The 15,410-nt window shown below is 62.6% G+C and carries 14 protein-coding genes; 6 read left to right on the forward strand and 8 right to left on the reverse strand.

What is annotated here, in order from left to right:
- Nucleotides 1-228: 228 nt before the first annotated feature.
- The gene (locus ACODSV_RS33745; RefSeq protein ID WP_150055175.1) at nucleotides 229-1,233 is read right to left on the reverse strand and encodes a quinone oxidoreductase family protein; all 1,005 of its coding nucleotides are present in this window, start codon (nucleotides 1,231-1,233) and stop codon (nucleotides 229-231) included.
- A 102-nt stretch (nucleotides 1,234-1,335) separates the two neighbouring features.
- On the opposite strand from ACODSV_RS33745, the gene ACODSV_RS33750 reads away from it, so the two are divergent.
- Nucleotides 1,336-2,199: a LysR family transcriptional regulator gene (locus ACODSV_RS33750; protein WP_150055176.1), complete on the forward strand. Its 864-nt coding sequence runs from the start codon at nucleotides 1,336-1,338 to the stop codon at nucleotides 2,197-2,199.
- Between the two features lies 1 nt (nucleotide 2,200).
- Here the strand turns inward: ACODSV_RS33750 and ACODSV_RS33755 are convergent, their stop codons facing one another.
- Nucleotides 2,201-3,160 carry a GlxA family transcriptional regulator gene (locus tag ACODSV_RS33755; RefSeq protein ID WP_150055177.1) on the reverse strand — a complete coding sequence of 320 codons (960 nt, stop codon included), beginning with the start codon at nucleotides 3,158-3,160 and terminating at the stop codon, nucleotides 2,201-2,203.
- 108 nt (nucleotides 3,161-3,268) lie between these two features.
- On the opposite strand from ACODSV_RS33755, the gene ACODSV_RS33760 reads away from it, so the two are divergent.
- Nucleotides 3,269-3,811 carry a thioesterase family protein gene (locus ACODSV_RS33760; protein ID WP_150055178.1) on the forward strand — a complete coding sequence of 181 codons (543 nt, stop codon included), beginning with the start codon at nucleotides 3,269-3,271 and terminating at the stop codon, nucleotides 3,809-3,811.
- A 77-nt stretch (nucleotides 3,812-3,888) separates the two neighbouring features.
- Here ACODSV_RS33760 and ACODSV_RS33765 read toward each other — a convergent pair whose 3' ends face one another.
- The 3 genes from ACODSV_RS33765 to ACODSV_RS33775 are packed head-to-tail and all read right to left on the reverse strand — an operon-like array spanning nucleotide 3,889 to nucleotide 6,705.
- Nucleotides 3,889-4,677, reverse strand: a complete 789-nt coding sequence (locus tag ACODSV_RS33765; RefSeq protein WP_150055179.1) for an ABC transporter ATP-binding protein — start codon at nucleotides 4,675-4,677, stop codon at nucleotides 3,889-3,891.
- Nucleotides 4,671-5,660 carry an ABC transporter permease gene (locus ACODSV_RS33770; protein ID WP_150055180.1) on the reverse strand — a complete coding sequence of 330 codons (990 nt, stop codon included), beginning with the start codon at nucleotides 5,658-5,660 and terminating at the stop codon, nucleotides 4,671-4,673. The genes ACODSV_RS33765 and ACODSV_RS33770 overlap by 7 nt, the downstream gene beginning before the upstream one ends.
- A complete protein-coding gene (locus tag ACODSV_RS33775; RefSeq protein ID WP_150055181.1) occupies nucleotides 5,647-6,705 on the reverse strand; it encodes an ABC transporter substrate-binding protein in 1,059 nt (352 codons plus the stop codon). The genes ACODSV_RS33770 and ACODSV_RS33775 overlap by 14 nt, the downstream gene beginning before the upstream one ends.
- Before the next feature lie 354 nt (nucleotides 6,706-7,059).
- Here ACODSV_RS33775 and ACODSV_RS33780 point away from each other — a divergent pair, with 354 nt between their 5' ends.
- The gene (locus ACODSV_RS33780) at nucleotides 7,060-8,004 is read left to right on the forward strand and encodes an aliphatic sulfonate ABC transporter substrate-binding protein (RefSeq protein ID WP_150055182.1); all 945 of its coding nucleotides are present in this window, start codon (nucleotides 7,060-7,062) and stop codon (nucleotides 8,002-8,004) included.
- A gap of 181 nt (nucleotides 8,005-8,185) precedes the next feature.
- Here the strand turns inward: ACODSV_RS33780 and ACODSV_RS33785 are convergent, their stop codons facing one another.
- The 3 genes from ACODSV_RS33785 to ACODSV_RS33795 are packed head-to-tail and all read right to left on the reverse strand — an operon-like array spanning nucleotide 8,186 to nucleotide 11,425.
- On the reverse strand, nucleotides 8,186-9,661 hold the full coding sequence (locus ACODSV_RS33785) for an FGGY family carbohydrate kinase (RefSeq protein WP_102625124.1): 1,476 nt from the start codon (nucleotides 9,659-9,661) through the stop codon (nucleotides 8,186-8,188).
- A gap of 5 nt (nucleotides 9,662-9,666) precedes the next feature.
- The gene (locus tag ACODSV_RS33790; RefSeq protein WP_150055604.1) at nucleotides 9,667-10,599 is read right to left on the reverse strand and encodes a transketolase family protein; all 933 of its coding nucleotides are present in this window, start codon (nucleotides 10,597-10,599) and stop codon (nucleotides 9,667-9,669) included.
- On the reverse strand, nucleotides 10,589-11,425 hold the full coding sequence (locus ACODSV_RS33795; protein WP_024076074.1) for a transketolase: 837 nt from the start codon (nucleotides 11,423-11,425) through the stop codon (nucleotides 10,589-10,591). Before ACODSV_RS33795 ends, ACODSV_RS33790 begins: the two co-directional genes overlap by 11 nt.
- 361 nt (nucleotides 11,426-11,786) lie before the next feature.
- On the opposite strand from ACODSV_RS33795, the gene ACODSV_RS33800 reads away from it, so the two are divergent.
- From ACODSV_RS33800 to ACODSV_RS33810, 3 genes are read left to right on the forward strand one after another with little or no spacing between them, the layout of a single operon-like run.
- The gene (locus tag ACODSV_RS33800) at nucleotides 11,787-12,794 is read left to right on the forward strand and encodes an ABC transporter permease (RefSeq protein WP_024076075.1); all 1,008 of its coding nucleotides are present in this window, start codon (nucleotides 11,787-11,789) and stop codon (nucleotides 12,792-12,794) included.
- A 50-nt stretch (nucleotides 12,795-12,844) separates the two neighbouring features.
- Complete coding sequence (locus tag ACODSV_RS33805) at nucleotides 12,845-13,777, forward strand: sugar ABC transporter substrate-binding protein (RefSeq protein WP_024076076.1); 933 nt, start codon at nucleotides 12,845-12,847, stop codon at nucleotides 13,775-13,777.
- Nucleotides 13,778-13,792: 15 nt separating this feature from the next.
- Complete coding sequence (locus ACODSV_RS33810) at nucleotides 13,793-15,307, forward strand: sugar ABC transporter ATP-binding protein (protein WP_150095434.1); 1,515 nt, start codon at nucleotides 13,793-13,795, stop codon at nucleotides 15,305-15,307.
- Nucleotides 15,308-15,410 lie beyond the last annotated feature (103 nt).

Raw genomic sequence — 15,410 nt, forward strand, 5'->3', positions numbered from 1 at the left:
ACCGTGTCGCTGAAGGCGGTGCTGACCGTCTGCAAGAACGCGGCCTGGTCGAAGGTGGTGCAGATCGCCTGAATGGCAACCGTGTCGCTGAAGGCGGTGCTGATCGTCTGCAAGCACGTGGCCTGGCCGAAGGCGGTGCGGATCGCCTGCACAGCAACAACGCCTGACCCCGCGCTGTTCGCGGGGCACCCCAAACCGGCCTGATCAGCCGGTTTTTTTTCGTCTGCATTAAACCAAGTCGCGGTCCACCCACAACACCGCCTTACCTATCTGTTGCCGCGCCTCGATGCGCGCATGCACCTGCTTTACCGTCTCCAGGCTGTAATGTCCCTCGATCTCTACCGTCAGCGATCCTTCCAACATCGCCGCAAAAACCGCATTGGCTCGCCGTTGCACGGTCGCGCCATCGGCCATGTGGTCAGCCAAGCGCGGCCGCGTCAAAAACAGTGAACCGGCCTCCCCCAGTTCAATCGGGTCCAAGTCCGTCAGCGAGCCCGAGACATTGCCGTAATTGACGATCAAGCCTCGTGTACGGCAAGCACGCAAACTGTCACGCAAGGTGGTTTTGCCCAGTGAGTCGAACACCACATCCACGCCCTGCCCCGCCGTAGCCTCGCGCACGCGTTCGGCGAATCGCCCTTCGTCATACGTCCAGGCCTGGTGGGCACCGCGTTGCAGGGCAATCGCGCATTTTTCAGCGCTGCTACCGGTTGCGAATACCGTCGCGCCCAACCGCCGCGCCATCTGCACCAATAATTGGCCAATGCTGCCGGACGCCGCATGCACCAGGCAGGTACTGCCGGCGTGCAAGCGCGCCACATCGTCAATCAGGTAATGGGCGGTGCAGCCCTGGAACATCGCGGCTGCCGCCTGATCGAAGGTGATTGCGCTGGGAATCTGCGCGATTTTGTCCGCCGGCACCGCGGCGTATTCAGCATAAGCCCCCCAGGCGATACACCAGGCGACCCGATCACCGACGTGCAAATGACTGACGCCGGCGCCTACGTCCACGACCACCCCGGCGCCTTCCATGCCCAAGGTGCAAGGCAGACGCACCGGGTACGTCGTCGATTGGGCGTACTTGCCCTGGCGCGTGTGGACATCCATGAAATTGATCCCGGCACAGGCCACCTTGACCAGCACATGGCCTGGCGTGACCTGGGGTATGGGAGCGTCATGGCGCAGCAGGGCAACCTCGGGTCCGCCATAGGTTTGCAGGGTGATGGCTTTCATCGGGGAACAACTCCGTTTGCACTGGGAAGCGGCCATGGTAAAAGGACCTTCTCAGTAGGAAAATTCCCCAAACTCTCCCAACCCCTGTGCGGAAATAACCCGATGTTCGATTGGCAGGACCTGTATTACTTCACCGTCTTGGCCCGCACCCAATCGCTGTCGGCGGCCGCCCGCGAGTTGCAGGTGGAACACGCTACCGTCGGGCGCCGGGTCGACGCCCTGGAAACAGCCCTCGGGGTGAAACTGGTCGACCGCCTGCCCCGCAGCCGACCACTCACTGCCCAGGGCCGGGCATTGGCTGAACTGGCGGCGGGCATGGGCGGGATGGCCACCGAAGTCATGCGCTTGTCACGGGTAGCGTCCATCGAACTGGCCGGCACGGTACGGGTCAGTTGCCCGCCGTCCATTGCCAACCATTGCATCGCGCCCCACGTGGCGCGCTTGCGAGCCCAGTACCCACAGCTGAACCTGGTGCTGATGCCCTCCACCCAACTGGCCGCGCTGGATAAGGGCGAAGCCGATATCGCCCTGCGCACCGTACGCCCCGACGAGGACGCGCTGGTGCGCCGCAAGGTCGGTGTGGTGCGCTTCGGGTTGTATGCCGCGCCAGTGTTCAAGCAACTGCCCGCCGCCCACTGGACGTTCATCGCCTACGACAGCAGCCGCGACCACCTGCCCCAGCAAGCGTGGATGCACCAACTGCGCGGCCAGCGCCCGATCGTGTTTGCCGCCAGCGAGTTGATCACCCAGCAAATGGCGGCCCGGTCCCAGGTGGGCGCGGTGGTATTGCCGACGCTGGTGGGTGATCACGACCCGCAACTGGCGCGGTTGCCCACCGCCAGCGACGGGCCGGTGCGCGATATCTGGCTGACGGTGTACCCGGATATGCGGCGCTCACCGTCGGTGAAAGTGGTGATGGAATTTTTGGTCGATTGCATTGAAGGCGAGCCGCAGCTGCGCCGTTGATTCAGCCCAGGGTGCTGAGGAATTTCTTGCGATACGCCACCGGCAGCATCCCCACCCGCTGCTGGAACAGGCGGCGGAACGAGTTACTGTCTTCATAACCCACCGCGTAGGTGATGCTTTCAAGGGTCATGCGCGTGGATTCAAGCATCTGCTTGGCGCGCTCCAGACGCAGGGTTTGCACATAGGCAATGGGCGTATAGCCGGTCGCCTCCTTGAACCGTCGCTTGAAATTGCGCACGCCAAAACCAAAGCGCCGGGCCACATCGTCGATCACCAGCGCCTGGGCAAAGTGTTGCTCCAACCAGTGCTGCACCCGCAGGATCTCACCGTCGCCATGGCTCTTGGGCAATGACCACAGGGCGTACACCGACTGGTCGGTGCGCACGTTGTCGATCAGCAGGTATCTGCTGCACGTATGCGCCAGCTGCGGTGAGCCGAAGCGGCGAATCAGGTGCAGCATCAAGTCCATCGCCGCTGTGGCCCCGCCGCAGGTGATCACGCGGTTTTCTTCACAGAGTATCTGCGCGTCATCCAGGACCACATCCGTATAACGCCGCCGAAAAAAATCGGCGAACGCCCAGTGAGTGGTGGCGCGCAAGCCTTCCAACATGCCCGTCTCGGCCAACAGAAAGGCGGCGGTGCACATAGAAGCCAGCACCGCGCCCTGTGCATGCTGTTCGCGCAACCAGGGGCCGTAGGCGGCAAATGCCGGCAGGGCGTCTTTGAGGGTGAAGAGGAACCCGGGGATCAGGATCAAGTCGGTCTGCCGGATCTGCGCGATGGCACGTTCCACCTGCAAACACTGCCCGCCCCAGGCGGCCACCGCATGGCCATCGAGGGACGCCACCACGATCTCGAACGGCGGGCTGTCGGCAAACAGGTTGGCGGCGCTGAGGATCTCCAGAGCCAGGGTGGCGCTGGCGGCGGAGCATTGGTGGGCCAGGAGCAAGGTCATGTGCATGAGGGAACCTGTTTGCGCTTTTCGCATGTAATAAGTCATTTGCGCACCTACCTTAGCCGATTCCGCACCTTTACAGTGCTGCCACTGATCAACTGTGTGGCCTCACTTATGAATCTCTGGTTTCGATTGCTGTGCATGCTCGCCCGCCGCCCCTGGCGCAAACCGGCCCATGGCTTGGGCACGACGGTGGTGCGCATGCGTGTCTGGCCGCTGGACCTGGATATCAACCGGCATGTCACCAATGGCCGGTACTTCTCCCTGGCGGACGTTGCACGGATGGATTTTGTGTTACGCACCGGCGCGTTTCGCGTGGCCCTGCGCAACAAGGCGCTGCCGATCGTGGGCGATACCTGGGGCAAGTTTCGTCGCGAGTTGAAGCTGTTCGACGTGTTCGAGGTGCACACCCGCATGCTCGGCTGGGACCACAAGTGGAGCCTGATGGAGCATCGCTTTATCAGCAACGGCCGCGTGGTCGGCGTCGTGATAATGCGCGGGCTGTTCCGCTCCGCCAAGGGCACCCTGCCCCCAGCGGACTTCGTGCGCGAACTGGGCCTGGCCGAAGAATCCCCGCCCCTGCCGCAGTGGCTGAGTGACTGGGCGCACAGTTGCGATGACATGAGTGTGCAGTTGCGCGGGGAAGAGCAGGTTTGAAAGCGCTTGATCGGCGAGTGGCGCAAACCGGGTACCGTGCACAGGCTTCATCCCGTGTCGTGATGTGAGCGCCTTGCCTACCAGCTGTCTCCCAGCCCCAGCAGCCCGAGTATCTGTCGCCGCAGGTCCACCAGATAAGGATCATCACGGTGCCGAGGATAAGGCCGTTCGATGGTCAACTGCGCTTGTATTTTCGCCGGGCGGTCACTGAACACGATCACACGGTTGGCCAGCAACAGGGCTTCTTCCACATCGTGGGTCACCAGCAACGCGGTGTAGCCCTGGCGCTGCCACAGGTCGATCAGCTCCTTCTGCAGGCTGATGCGGGTCAGGGAATCGAGTTTGCCCAACGGCTCATCGAGGATCAGCAAGCGCGGCTGATTGACCAACGCGCGGGCCAGCGCCACCCGCTGGGCCATGCCGCCCGACAACTGTCGGGGGTAGGCGCGGGCAAATTGGCTGAGGCCGACCTTGTCCAGGGCTTCGTCGACCTTGGCCCCATGACTCTTGAGCAGGCCTTGGGCTTCCAGGCCGAGCGCGACGTTGTCCCACACTCGGCGCCAGGGGTAGAGCGTCGGGTCCTGGAACACCACCACGCGGCTTGGGTTCGGGCCGGTGATAGGCTCGCCATCGGCCAACAGTCGGCCTGAATCGGCGGGTTCCAGCCCGGCCACCAGGCGCAGCAAGGTGGATTTGCCACAGCCGGAAGGCCCGAGCAACGCGACAAATTCGCCCGGTGCCACGTCCAGCGAGACGCGCTCCAGCACCGGCAGGTGCTCACCCTCCAAGGCAAAGCCATGGCTCAGGTGTTCGATGCGCAGCGCCAATCCCACGCTGGCGTTTACCGGCTTTGCCAGGGCTACCATCTCATTGCTCCTTTCTGCCAGGCCAACAAGCGATCACGCACCAGGAAAAGCCCGGTAATCAACCCCGAACAGGCCAGCGCCATGATCAATAACGCTGCGTACATATTCGCGTAGGCGGCCCAGCCCTGGGCCCACTGCAGGTACCAGCCGATGCCGGATTTCACCCCCATCATTTCCGCCACCACCAACGTCGAAAAAGAAGCGCCAAGGCCCATGAACAAGCCGACGAATACGTGGGGCAATGCGGCCGGAATCGCCACCTTGAAGATCAAGAAGCCCGGCTTGGCGCCAAGGGTACGGGCGACGTCGTAATAAGCCTTATCGACACTGGCCACCCCGGACCAGGTCAGCACCGTGACGGGAAACCAGGTGGCCAGGGCGATCAAAAATACGCTGGCGCTCCAACTGCTGGGGAACAGGAAAAAACACAGCGGCAACAACGCCGTCGAGGGCACCGGGCCGAGGATGCGCAGCACCGGGTGCAGCCAGTAGCCGATACGCGCCGACCAACCGATGGCGACGCCTGCGACAAACCCGGTGGCTGCACCGAGGGCCACGCCGGAACCGAGCAGCAACGCCGAATGCAGCAGGCTGTCGGCCAAGCGTGCGTAGTCTTCCAGATACACCGCAAGCAAGGCTTGAGGCGGTGCGAAGAACGGCACCGGCAACAAGGCCAGTTTGGCCGTGAGCAACTCCCAGATGCCCAACAGCAGCGGCAAGGCAATCAACCAGGCACCAGCCTTGCGCAAGCGCCGGCCGAGTGTTGCCACCTTGCGCCCGACCACGCTCAACACCACGAACAACGTCGCAATGACCACACAAAGATTGGCCAAACCCTGGGTCATCGGCCAATGGCGCGTTGCATTGGGCCAGTAGCTGATCAACAGCGCCACGGCCAGCCAGGCCACGACCACGGCTACTCCCTGCCACCACACCTTGACGACCAGGGACGGGCTGAGGGTTGTCGCATCAACTGAAGACATCGGCGGTAATCTCCTTGGCGAACGCCACCGGGTCGGTGCCCTTGCTGATCACTTCGACGGTTTTCAGGTCGGTGACGTAGGTGGTGATTTCCTGGGTCAGCGCGGCGCCCACCGCATGGTGGCCGTGGGTGTGGTCGTGGAGGATCGCCTGCACTTCTTCGGCGGAGGTGTTCAGCGCATAGGCCTGGAACCCCTTGGCGACGGCCTCCGGGTGCTGCACGGAATAGTCATGGGCTTCGAGGATCGCCTGGGTCAGGGCTGCGACCACACGCTTGTCTTCGCGCACCAGCTTGCCGGTGACACCCACCACGCAGCAACTAAGGTTGGCGTATTCCTCCACCAGGTTGGTGGACAGTTCCCGCGCCACGCCGGATTTGATCAGGCGGTACATGAACGGGTCGCTGCCACTCACCGCCTGTACTTCGCCACGTTCCAGGGCGGTGCCAAGCAAGTCGGCCGGGTACAGGCGCCATTCCACATCGCGCACGGGGTCGACGCCGTGTTTTTTCAGCAGGATCGAGAAGAAGTTGCGGTCCGGGCTGGCCATGTCGGTGACGCCGATGGCCTTGCCCTTGAGGTCTTCGAGCTTGCTCACGCCGCCGCTCGCCGCACTGAGCAAACGCAGGCAACCGCCATGGGTACCGGCCGTGAGTTTCACGTCAAAGCCCTGCTCCAGCGCTTTGAGCCAACGCAGCGCCATGCCCACGCCCGCATCCGCCTTGCCCGTGGCGATGGCCTCCAGCAGCACCTCAGTGGAGTTGCCGAAGTTGACCAGCTCCACGTCCAGGTTGTGCTGGCTGAAGAAGCCCTGGCCGTGGGCAATCACCACTGGCGCCAGGCACACGGCGTTGAGGTTGACCGCCAGTTTCAATTTGCGTGGCGCGTCGAGGCGGATGAACTCACCGGTGCCGGCGGGCTCCCTGGGGGTGTTGTGGCCGGCGTGTTCATCGGCGGCAAAACCCAGGCGGGGCAGCGACAGGCTGGCCAGGGTGATACCGGCCATGCTCAGTAGACGGCGCCGGGTCAGGTGATTCACAGAAACCATGCAAAATATCCCTATTAAATGGATGAACGTGTTCGTGCGGCGAGTGGCTGCCCGCTCGCCACAGGTACGGTTTTCTCCCTTGACTGAACGGCATTAGGGCTCGCCCGCATTGGGCAAACGCTCACTGCAACAAGACGGGGTTGGCGGCGCGTGGCCATGACGGCCTTCGCTTTATAAAATGCGAATTCGAGTATATTAACCATCACAAATTATGAAAGGATCGTATGATTCTATGGTTATGTCCGATTCGTCGGATGGCGCAAAAAGTGCCCTAAGCTCAGATCCAAAAATTATTTATCGAATGATTTTTAGAACTTTATGCTTGGCGCAATTTCGTTGAACATCGAGCGCGCCATGTCCATACGTCGTCCCCTCGCCGCTGTATTAGGGTTACTCGCTTTTGCCGTCGCCGTAAGCGCCGAGGCCCAGGAAACCCTGCGCATCGGTTACCAGAAATCCTCGACTTTGATCACCCTGCTGAAAACCCAAGGCACCCTGAAAAAGGCCCTCAAAGCCGAGCATATCGATGTGTCCTGGCACGAGTTCCCCAGTGGCCTGCCGTTGTTGGAAGCACTGAATGTCGGCAACGTGGACATCAGCGCCGACGTGGCCGACACCGTGCCGATCTTCGCCCAGGCGGCCCAGGCCAAGCTCACCTACTTCGCTCAGGAAGCGCCCTCGCCCAACGCCCAGGCGATCGTGGTGCACAAGGATTCGCCGATCCAGCAATTGGCGGACTTGAAAGGCAAGAAGGTCGCGGTCACCAAAGCCGCCGGCACGCACTACCTGTTGATTGCCGCGCTGGCCAAGGCCGACCTGGCGTTCTCGGACATCGAACCGGCCTACCTCTCGCCGGCCGATGGTCGCGCGGCGTTCGAGAACAACAAGGTGGATGCCTGGGTGACCTGGGAACCCTTCCTCACCAGCGTGCAGCGCCAGTTACCGACGCGCACCCTGGCCGATGGCGCAGGCCTGGCCAGCTACAAGCGTTACTACCTGACCGGCACGCCGTACGCCAAGGCCCATCCCGACGTGTTGAAAGTGGTGTATGAACAGTTGGAAAAAGCCGGCCAATGGATAAAGACCCACCCCCAGGACGCAGCAAAAGTGCTTGGGCCGTTGTGGGGCAACCTGGATGTGGCCACGGTGGAAGCGGCGAACGCGCACCGCAGTTATCAGGTGCAGCCGGTGACGGTGGATCAGTTGGGTGAGCAGCAGAAGATTGCCGATGCGTTCTTCAAGGCGGGGTTATTACCCAAGGCCGTGGATGCCACGGATGTGCAGACCTGGCGCCCTTGAGGCTTGCACAGGCCAAATGTGGGAGGGGCGGTGCGACGATTCGACTTGCCCCCGATGGCTGTGGGTCAGTGACAGATGAGCTGACTGATACACCGCCATCGGGGGCAAGCCCCCTCCCACACTTTTGATCCCTATACACCCCGTCAAATCGCGGCTGTGGCTCAAGGCAGTGGATGCCAAGTCAGAGGAGTATGCGGGCCAGGGCGTTTTTCCACTCGGTGTAACGCCCTGCCATCGCCGGGTCATCCTGCGGTTCAAACCGCTCGCGCTGGCGCTCCAATGCACCCAGCGCCTCATCACTCGCCCAAATCCCCAGCGCCCTCCCCGCCAGGTGCGCTGCGCCCAGCGCCGAGACTTCCGGCGACAGGCTGCGCACCACCGGCCGTTGCAACAGGTTGGCCAGGAACTGCATCAGCCAACGGTTGCGCGTGGCGCCGCCATCCACCCACAGTTCCTTGAGCGGGCTGCCGATGTCTTGCTGCATGGCCTCGAACACATCGCGAATCTGATAGCCGATCGATTCCAGCGACGCGCGCAGGATATGCGCGCCGGACGTGGCTTCGGTCAACCCGCAGATCAGCCCACGGGCGTCGGCCTTCCAGTGCGGTGCGCCGAGGCCGGAGAGCGCCGGCACAAAATACACGCCGCCGTTATCCGGCAGTTGCGCGGCCTGTTCGGTCAAGGCGTCCAGGGACTCCCCGGCCACCAACCGCGAAGCCCACTGCACGGCGGCGCCGGTATGGACGATATTGCCTTCCATGCCGAAGGTGGGCTGGCTGCCGTCGTGCCAAGCCAAGGTGGTCGACAGGCCATGGGTGGAGGCAATCGGGCCGCTCATGGGCGTCATCAAGGACGAACCGGTGCCGAGGGTGGCCTTGACCAGCCCCGGCGCAAAACCGCCCTGCCCGTACAGCGCCGCATGGGAGTCGCCGATCATCGACATCACCGGGATACCGGCGGGCAAGCTGCCCACGGCGACCGTTTCGGCGAAGAAACCGGCGCTCGGCTGGATCGGTGCCAAGGCCGCGGCCGGAATGGCGAACAGCTGCAAAAGCTCAGGATCCCAGGCACAGGTGTGCAGGTTGAACAGTTGGGTACGCGCGGCGTTGGAATAGTCGGTGGCGAACACCTGGCCGCCGCTGAGTTTCCACAACAGCCAGCTGTCGACCGTGCCCAGGCAGATCTGCCCGGCAGCGGCGCGGGCGTGGCCATCCTCAAGGTGATCGAGAATCCAGCGAAATTTGCCCGCCGAGAACATCGGGTCCAATGCCAGCCCGGTCTTCTCCAGGATCAGTGCTTCATGGCCCTGCGCATGCAGCTGGGTGCACAACGCGGTGGAGCGTCGGCATTGCCAACTGATGCAAGGCGACAGCGGCTCGCCGCTACGACGATCCCACGCCACCACCGACTCACGCTGGTTGCTGATCGCCAGCGCAGTGATCGGACGATCCACCTGGGCCAGGCATTCTTCAATCGCCGCCAACGTGTTTTGCCAGATCAACAGGGGGTCCTGTTCGGAAAACCCGGCCTGGGGATGGCTGATGCTCAGTGGCCGCGAACCGCGCGCAATCACCTGGCCAAGTTCATTGACCAGCACCGCCTTGGCGTTGCTGGTGCCTTCATCCAGCGCCAGGATCAGCGGAGTGTTGTTGTTCATGGGATTCACCGCAACCGAGTGGCAGCCGCCACGATCCCAGCCGCATCAATGTTATGCAAGGCGCGCGTCGGTTCGCGGGCGCCGGCGGCGGCGTATTCACCATCGCCAATGCCCAGGCGGATCAAGGGAATACCCAATGCAGCTTCGGCCAGCACTTCGGCGACCAGGCTGCCGACGCCGCCGTTGATATTGTGTTCTTCCACACTGATCACCGCACGCGTGCCGCGCAAGACGCTGAGCAGTACATCGCGCTGCAAGGGCCGGATCGACGACAGGTTGATCACCTGCGCCTGGATGCCCTGTTCCGCCAGCAACGCGGCCGCATCCACCGCTTCATGCACCACCGACCCCAAGGCCACGATGCTCACATCCGCGCCTTGGCGCAGGATATCCACCTGCCCAGGCACGAATTGGTAGTCGCCCTCGTGCACATCCGGCAGGGCCTTACCATCGAGCCGGATATACACCGGGCCGTGATAGCGCAGCGCGTAATCGACGATCTGACGGCATTCACGCGCATCCGCCGGGGCGAAAATCTGCACATTGCCAAAGCCGCGCATCACCGAGATATCGTCGAGGCTGTGGTGGGTGCTGGCCAGCGGGCCGTAACTGGTGCCGGCATTGAGGCCGAACATCTTGACGTTGGCCTGGTTGTAGCAGACGTCGACCTTGATCTGCTCATTGGCGCGGGAAATCAGGAATGGCGCCGCATTGCAGGTGGCGGCGATCTTGCCGCCCAGGGCCAGGCCCGCAGCGACGCTGACCAGGGACTGTTCGGCAATGCCGACGTTAATCAGACGCTCGGGAAAGCGCTGGGCAAACGGGCCGATCTTGGCCGTAGAGGTGGAGTCACTGACCACCGGCACCACGTCCAGCCCGGCATCGACGGCGGCGATAAACGCGTCCACCATGACGCTCGCCAAATGTTCACTCGCCATGGTTCAACTCCTCCAGTGCCGCGTTGATTTCATCACCCTTGGGCACGCGGTGGTGCCATTCGGGACGGGCTTCGATAAACGACACGCCCTTGCCTTTGATGGTGTGGGCGATCAGTACCTGGGGCGCGCCGGTCTTGGTCTGCATGGTTTCCAGGGCCTCGATCAATTGGCCCACATCGTTACCGTCGCACTCGCTGACGCTGAAGCCGAAGGCGGCCCATTTCACGTCCAGCGGGTCCAGCGGCATGATCTCGGCGGTCAACCCCGCCAGTTGCAGCTTGTTCTTGTCGACGATCACAAACAGGTTATCCAGACCGTACTTGGCCGCCGCCATCGCCGCCTCCCAGTTGGAGCCTTCGGCCAGCTCACCGTCGCCGGTCAGCACATAGATGCGTTTTTTGCTGCCGGACATTTTCGCCGCCAACGCCAGGCCCACGGCCACCGGCAGACCATGCCCAAGCGCGCCGGTATTGAGTTCGATGCCGGGGGTTTTCTGCCGTACCGGGTGGCCGGGCAAGTGGGAATTGAAGTGCTGGTAGGTCGGCAGCCACTCAGTGGGGATGTAGCCTGCCTGCGCCAGGCAGCAGTACAAACCGCCCACGCCATGGCCTTTGCTCTGGATATAGATATCCCGCTCCGGGTCTTCGGTACGTTCCGGGCCGGTGTTGAGGATGCGGAAATACAGGGTGGCCAGGATGTCGGTCTCCGACAAGTCAGCCCCGGTGTGACCGCCGGCCGGTGAGTCGGCATTCAGGCGGATCACATGGCGACGGATCAGGCGGGCCTGTTCCTTGATCTGGTGGGCGTCGTACTGGAAGGCATTCATGCAGCGGCTCCTTTGAGGCTGACCACGCGGGGTGAAAGTATCCAAAGCTGTTTTGAATATTTATTCAGCAGTGACAATATATTTCTATTTAGACGCCGAACGCTCAGCAGGTCAAGTGAGCGACCGGCGAAAAAATGAAATAAACCCCGGAAACAGCCCTCGGACAAACGGCCAAAATCCCACGCGGGCTTATCTATCCCGTGGCTTTGTGGCGTGTGAAAGTGCCAGCCTAGAGGCACACATGAAAAATTAAGCGCTTGACTTTGACACGGTGTCACTGGAATCTGAATTAACAGTCAGGCACGCATAAATATTCAAGACGCCTGAAAGCACTCCAAAAAAAATAAATCAGGAGAACACTGTGGACGCCAAAGCTATTGTCCAGCATCCGGCCGAACTCAAGCCGCCACCCCGCCCACGTCTGGTGAAACTGCTGCCCAGCAACATCGGCGGCCCGCTGATCGGCCTGGTGCTGTTGGTGCTGGTCTTCTCCTTCAGCTCTGAATTCTTCTTTTCGTTGCGCAATGGCCTGAACATCCTCGATCAGGTCACCGTACTGGGCATCCTGGCGATTGGCATGACGGCGGTGATCGTGATCGGCGGCATCGACCTGTCGGTCGGCTCGGTGCTGGCCTTTTCAATGATGATGCTCGGCTGGCTGTATCAGGATCAGGCCGTGCCGCTGGGCTTCGCGATTCCTATCTCGATTGCCAGCGGCATGCTCGCCGGGTTGGTGTCCGGTGGGTTGATCACCTACGCCAAGCTGCCGCCCTTTATTGCCACGCTCACCATGATGTCGGTAGCCCGTGGCCTGGCAAATATCCTCACCGAAGGCCGGCAGATCGTCGGCTACCCGGACTGGTTCACCAGCCTGGCCACGGTGCGCCACTTTGGTTTCCTCTCGGCCACCGTGGGGCTGTTCCTGGTGATGCTGGTGGTGGCCTGGGTGTTCCTGCGCTTTCGTGCCGGTGGCCGCAACCTCTACGCCATGGGCGGCAGCCCGGAAGTAGCGCGGCTGTCGGGCATCAAGGTGCGTGCGATTACTTTGTGGGTGTACGCCATCAGCGGTGCCCTCGCCGGTATCGCCGCCGTGACCCTCGCCGCACGCCTTGATTCTTCGCAACCGAGTGCCGGGCTGAGCCTGGAACTGGACGCCATCGCCGCCGTGGTGATTGGCGGCGCCAGCCTCAGTGGCGGCGTCGGCAGCATCGGCGGCACCCTCGTCGGCGTGTTGATCATTGGCGTGCTGCGCAATGGCCTCAACCTGCTGGGTGTTTCGCCCTTCATTCAACAAGTGGTGATCGGTGTGGTCATTGCCCTCGCCGTCACCATCGACACCCTGCGACGCCGCTCCAGCACTGCCCGTTAAACCTGTTCGACAGTTGACACCCTCCAACAATAAAACCAGGAGTCACCGACATGTTCAGCCCCAAGAAACTGCTGTTAGCCACCGCTCTCGCCGCCGCCACCCTCACTGCCGCCGGCACCACCTGGGCCAAGGACCTGACCATCGGCCTGGCCGTGGCCAACCTGCAGGCCGACTTCTTCAACCAGATCAAGCAATCGGTGGAAGCCGAGGGCAAGGCCAAGGGGATCAAGGTGATCACCGTGGATGCCCAGGGCAACTCTTCAACCCAGGTCAGCCAGATTGAAGACTTGATCACCCGCCAGATCGATGTGCTGATCTACATCCCGGCTGGCGCCACTGCGGCCGGTGTGCCGGTGAAAGCCGCCAAGGCTGCCGGCATCCCGGTCATCGCTGTCGACCGCAACGCCCCCGACGCACCCGGAGACACCTTTATCGCCAGCGACAGCGTGGACGGGGCCAAGACCCTGGCCGAATACGTGGGCAAGATCACCGACGGCAAGGGCCGTATCGCGATCCTGCAAGGCCAGCTCGGCACCACCCCCGAGAATGATCGCGCCAAAGGTTTTGAAGAAGGGTTGAAAGCCTTCCCGAACCTGAAGGTGGTGGCCCAGCAACCCGCCGAATGGGCCCAGGACAAAGGCTTCGCCGTGGCCCAGGACCTGCTCCAGCGTGACCCGAATATCACCGTGTTCTTCGGCCGCGCCGATGCCATGGCCTTGGGCGCCGCCCAGGCGGTGAAGGTCGGCAACCTCGATCACCCGGTGGTGGTGGTCGGTTTCGACGGTGACGTGGCCGGGCTCAAGGCCGTGCAAAGCGGTGTGCTGAACGCGACCATGACCCAGCAGACGCAGAAAATGGGGCGCCTGGCCGTGGCCTCGGCCATTGACCTGAAAGCCGGCAAGGCCGTGCCCAAGGAACAACTGCTGCCCACCGTGCTGACCACTAAAGAAAACGTCGCGCCGTTCCTGCAACAGCATCCGTAAGCCGTGGAGGTCGTCATGCAAGCCGCTCTGGATACCCGTGCAGCTGAACCCGATGCCGTGCTGTGCCTGCGCAATATCAGCAAGGCCTATGGCCCGGTGCAGGTGCTGTCGCAGATCAATGTGGACATTCGCCCCGGCGAAGTCCTGGCGTTGCTCGGCGAAAACGGCGCAGGCAAGTCGACCTTGTCGTCGATCATCGCCGGGCTCGTGCAACCCGAAGCCGGGGGCAGCATGACCTGGCTCGGCGAGCCCTACACCCCAGCCTCGCCGGGTGCCGCACTGGGGGCCGGGATCGGCCTGATCCACCAGGAAATCCGTCTGTTGCCGCAATTGTCGATCGCCGAAAACATCTTCGTCGGCCGCCTGCCCATGCGCCACGGGCGGGTCGACCGCGAGTACATGGAGGCCCAGGCGCAGATCCAATTGGAGCGCCTGGGGCTCAAGGTGCCGGCATCGCGTAAGGTCGAGGGCCTGAGCGTGGCGGCCCAGCAACTGGTGGAAATCGCCAAGGCACTGACACTCAAGGCCAGCCTGCTGATCCTCGATGAGCCCACTGCGGCCTTGGGCGGGGACGAAACCGAGCTGCTGTTCAAGCAGGTGGAACGGCTCAAGGCCGAGGGTGTGTCATTCATCTATATCAGCCATCGCCTGGAAGAAATCGCGCGCATTGCCGACCGTGTGCTGGTGCTGCGCGACGGTCGCCAGATCGCCCTGCATGCCACGGCGCAAGTGCCGGTGCGGGAATTGGTGGAGCAGATGGTCGGGCGCAGCCTGGAGCGAATTTTCCCTGCGTTGCAGGCGCCGCAAGAGCGCGTGATGTTGCAGGTCAAGGATCTGACCTGCCGCGAGTTTGCCTTGCACGGCATCGACTTCAGCGTACGCGCCGGTGAAGTGTTCGGCATTGCCGGGGTGGTCGGCGCCGGGCGGACCGAGCTGGTGCGCACCCTTGCCGGTGCGGCACAGGACATCCAGGGGCATATGGTGCTCGATGGCGAGACATGCCAGTTGCGCTCGCCCTTCGAGGCGATCCAGGCCGGTGTGGTGCTGGTACCGGAAGACCGCAAGCAGCAAGGCGTGGTGGTGGAGCATCGCATCGAAGACAACCTGATTTATGGCAACACCGATTTGCTCGACAAACGCGGCTGGGTGTTCCCTGCCCCGCTGCGCGAATTCGCGCGCACGGCGGTGGCGCGGTTGGGTGTGAAAGGTGCGCCGCAGTCGCGGATTTCCAGTCTGTCCGGCGGTAACCAGCAGAAGGTGATCATCGCCAAGTGGCTGGCGCGCAACCCCAAGGTGTTCATCCTTGATGAACCGACGCGCGGGATTGACGTGGGCGCGCGGGCAGCGATCTACGAAGTGATCGCCGACCTGGCAGCCAAGGGCATGGCGGTGATTGTGGTCAGTTCGGACCTGGATGAAGTGCTCGGGCTGTCACACCGCGTGATGGTGATGAGCCGGGGCCGGCAGATGGGGATTCTGGAGCGTGGCGAGGCCACCCCGGTGTCGGTAATGGAAATGGCCACCGCCTAGGAACCCGGCCCTCACAAACAATGGAGATCCAATGTGGGAGGGGGCTTGCCCCGATGAGGGAGTGTCAGTAGATGCATCTGTAACTGAACCACTGCTATCGGGG

Source organism: Pseudomonas sp. FG86, assembly GCF_057808775.1.

Bases quoted from the DNA above. Each gene is read 5' to 3' on its own strand.
- ACODSV_RS33745 (WP_150055175.1), bottom strand. From the start codon at position 1,233: ATGAAAGCCATCACCCTGCAAACCTATGGCGGACCCGAGGTTGCCCTG.
- ACODSV_RS33750 (WP_150055176.1), top strand. From the start codon at position 1,336: ATGTTCGATTGGCAGGACCTGTATTACTTCACCGTCTTGGCCCGCACC.
- ACODSV_RS33755 (WP_150055177.1), bottom strand. From the start codon at position 3,160: ATGCACATGACCTTGCTCCTGGCCCACCAATGCTCCGCCGCCAGCGCC.
- ACODSV_RS33760 (WP_150055178.1), top strand. From the start codon at position 3,269: ATGAATCTCTGGTTTCGATTGCTGTGCATGCTCGCCCGCCGCCCCTGG.
- ACODSV_RS33765 (WP_150055179.1), bottom strand. From the start codon at position 4,677: ATGGTAGCCCTGGCAAAGCCGGTAAACGCCAGCGTGGGATTGGCGCTG.
- ACODSV_RS33770 (WP_150055180.1), bottom strand. From the start codon at position 5,660: ATGTCTTCAGTTGATGCGACAACCCTCAGCCCGTCCCTGGTCGTCAAG.
- ACODSV_RS33775 (WP_150055181.1), bottom strand. From the start codon at position 6,705: ATGGTTTCTGTGAATCACCTGACCCGGCGCCGTCTACTGAGCATGGCC.
- ACODSV_RS33780 (WP_150055182.1), top strand. From the start codon at position 7,060: ATGTCCATACGTCGTCCCCTCGCCGCTGTATTAGGGTTACTCGCTTTT.
- ACODSV_RS33785 (WP_102625124.1), bottom strand. From the start codon at position 9,661: ATGAACAACAACACTCCGCTGATCCTGGCGCTGGATGAAGGCACCAGC.
- ACODSV_RS33790 (WP_150055604.1), bottom strand. From the start codon at position 10,599: ATGGCGAGTGAACATTTGGCGAGCGTCATGGTGGACGCGTTTATCGCC.
- ACODSV_RS33795 (WP_024076074.1), bottom strand. From the start codon at position 11,425: ATGAATGCCTTCCAGTACGACGCCCACCAGATCAAGGAACAGGCCCGC.
- ACODSV_RS33805 (WP_024076076.1), top strand. From the start codon at position 12,845: ATGTTCAGCCCCAAGAAACTGCTGTTAGCCACCGCTCTCGCCGCCGCC.
- ACODSV_RS33810 (WP_150095434.1), top strand. From the start codon at position 13,793: ATGCAAGCCGCTCTGGATACCCGTGCAGCTGAACCCGATGCCGTGCTG.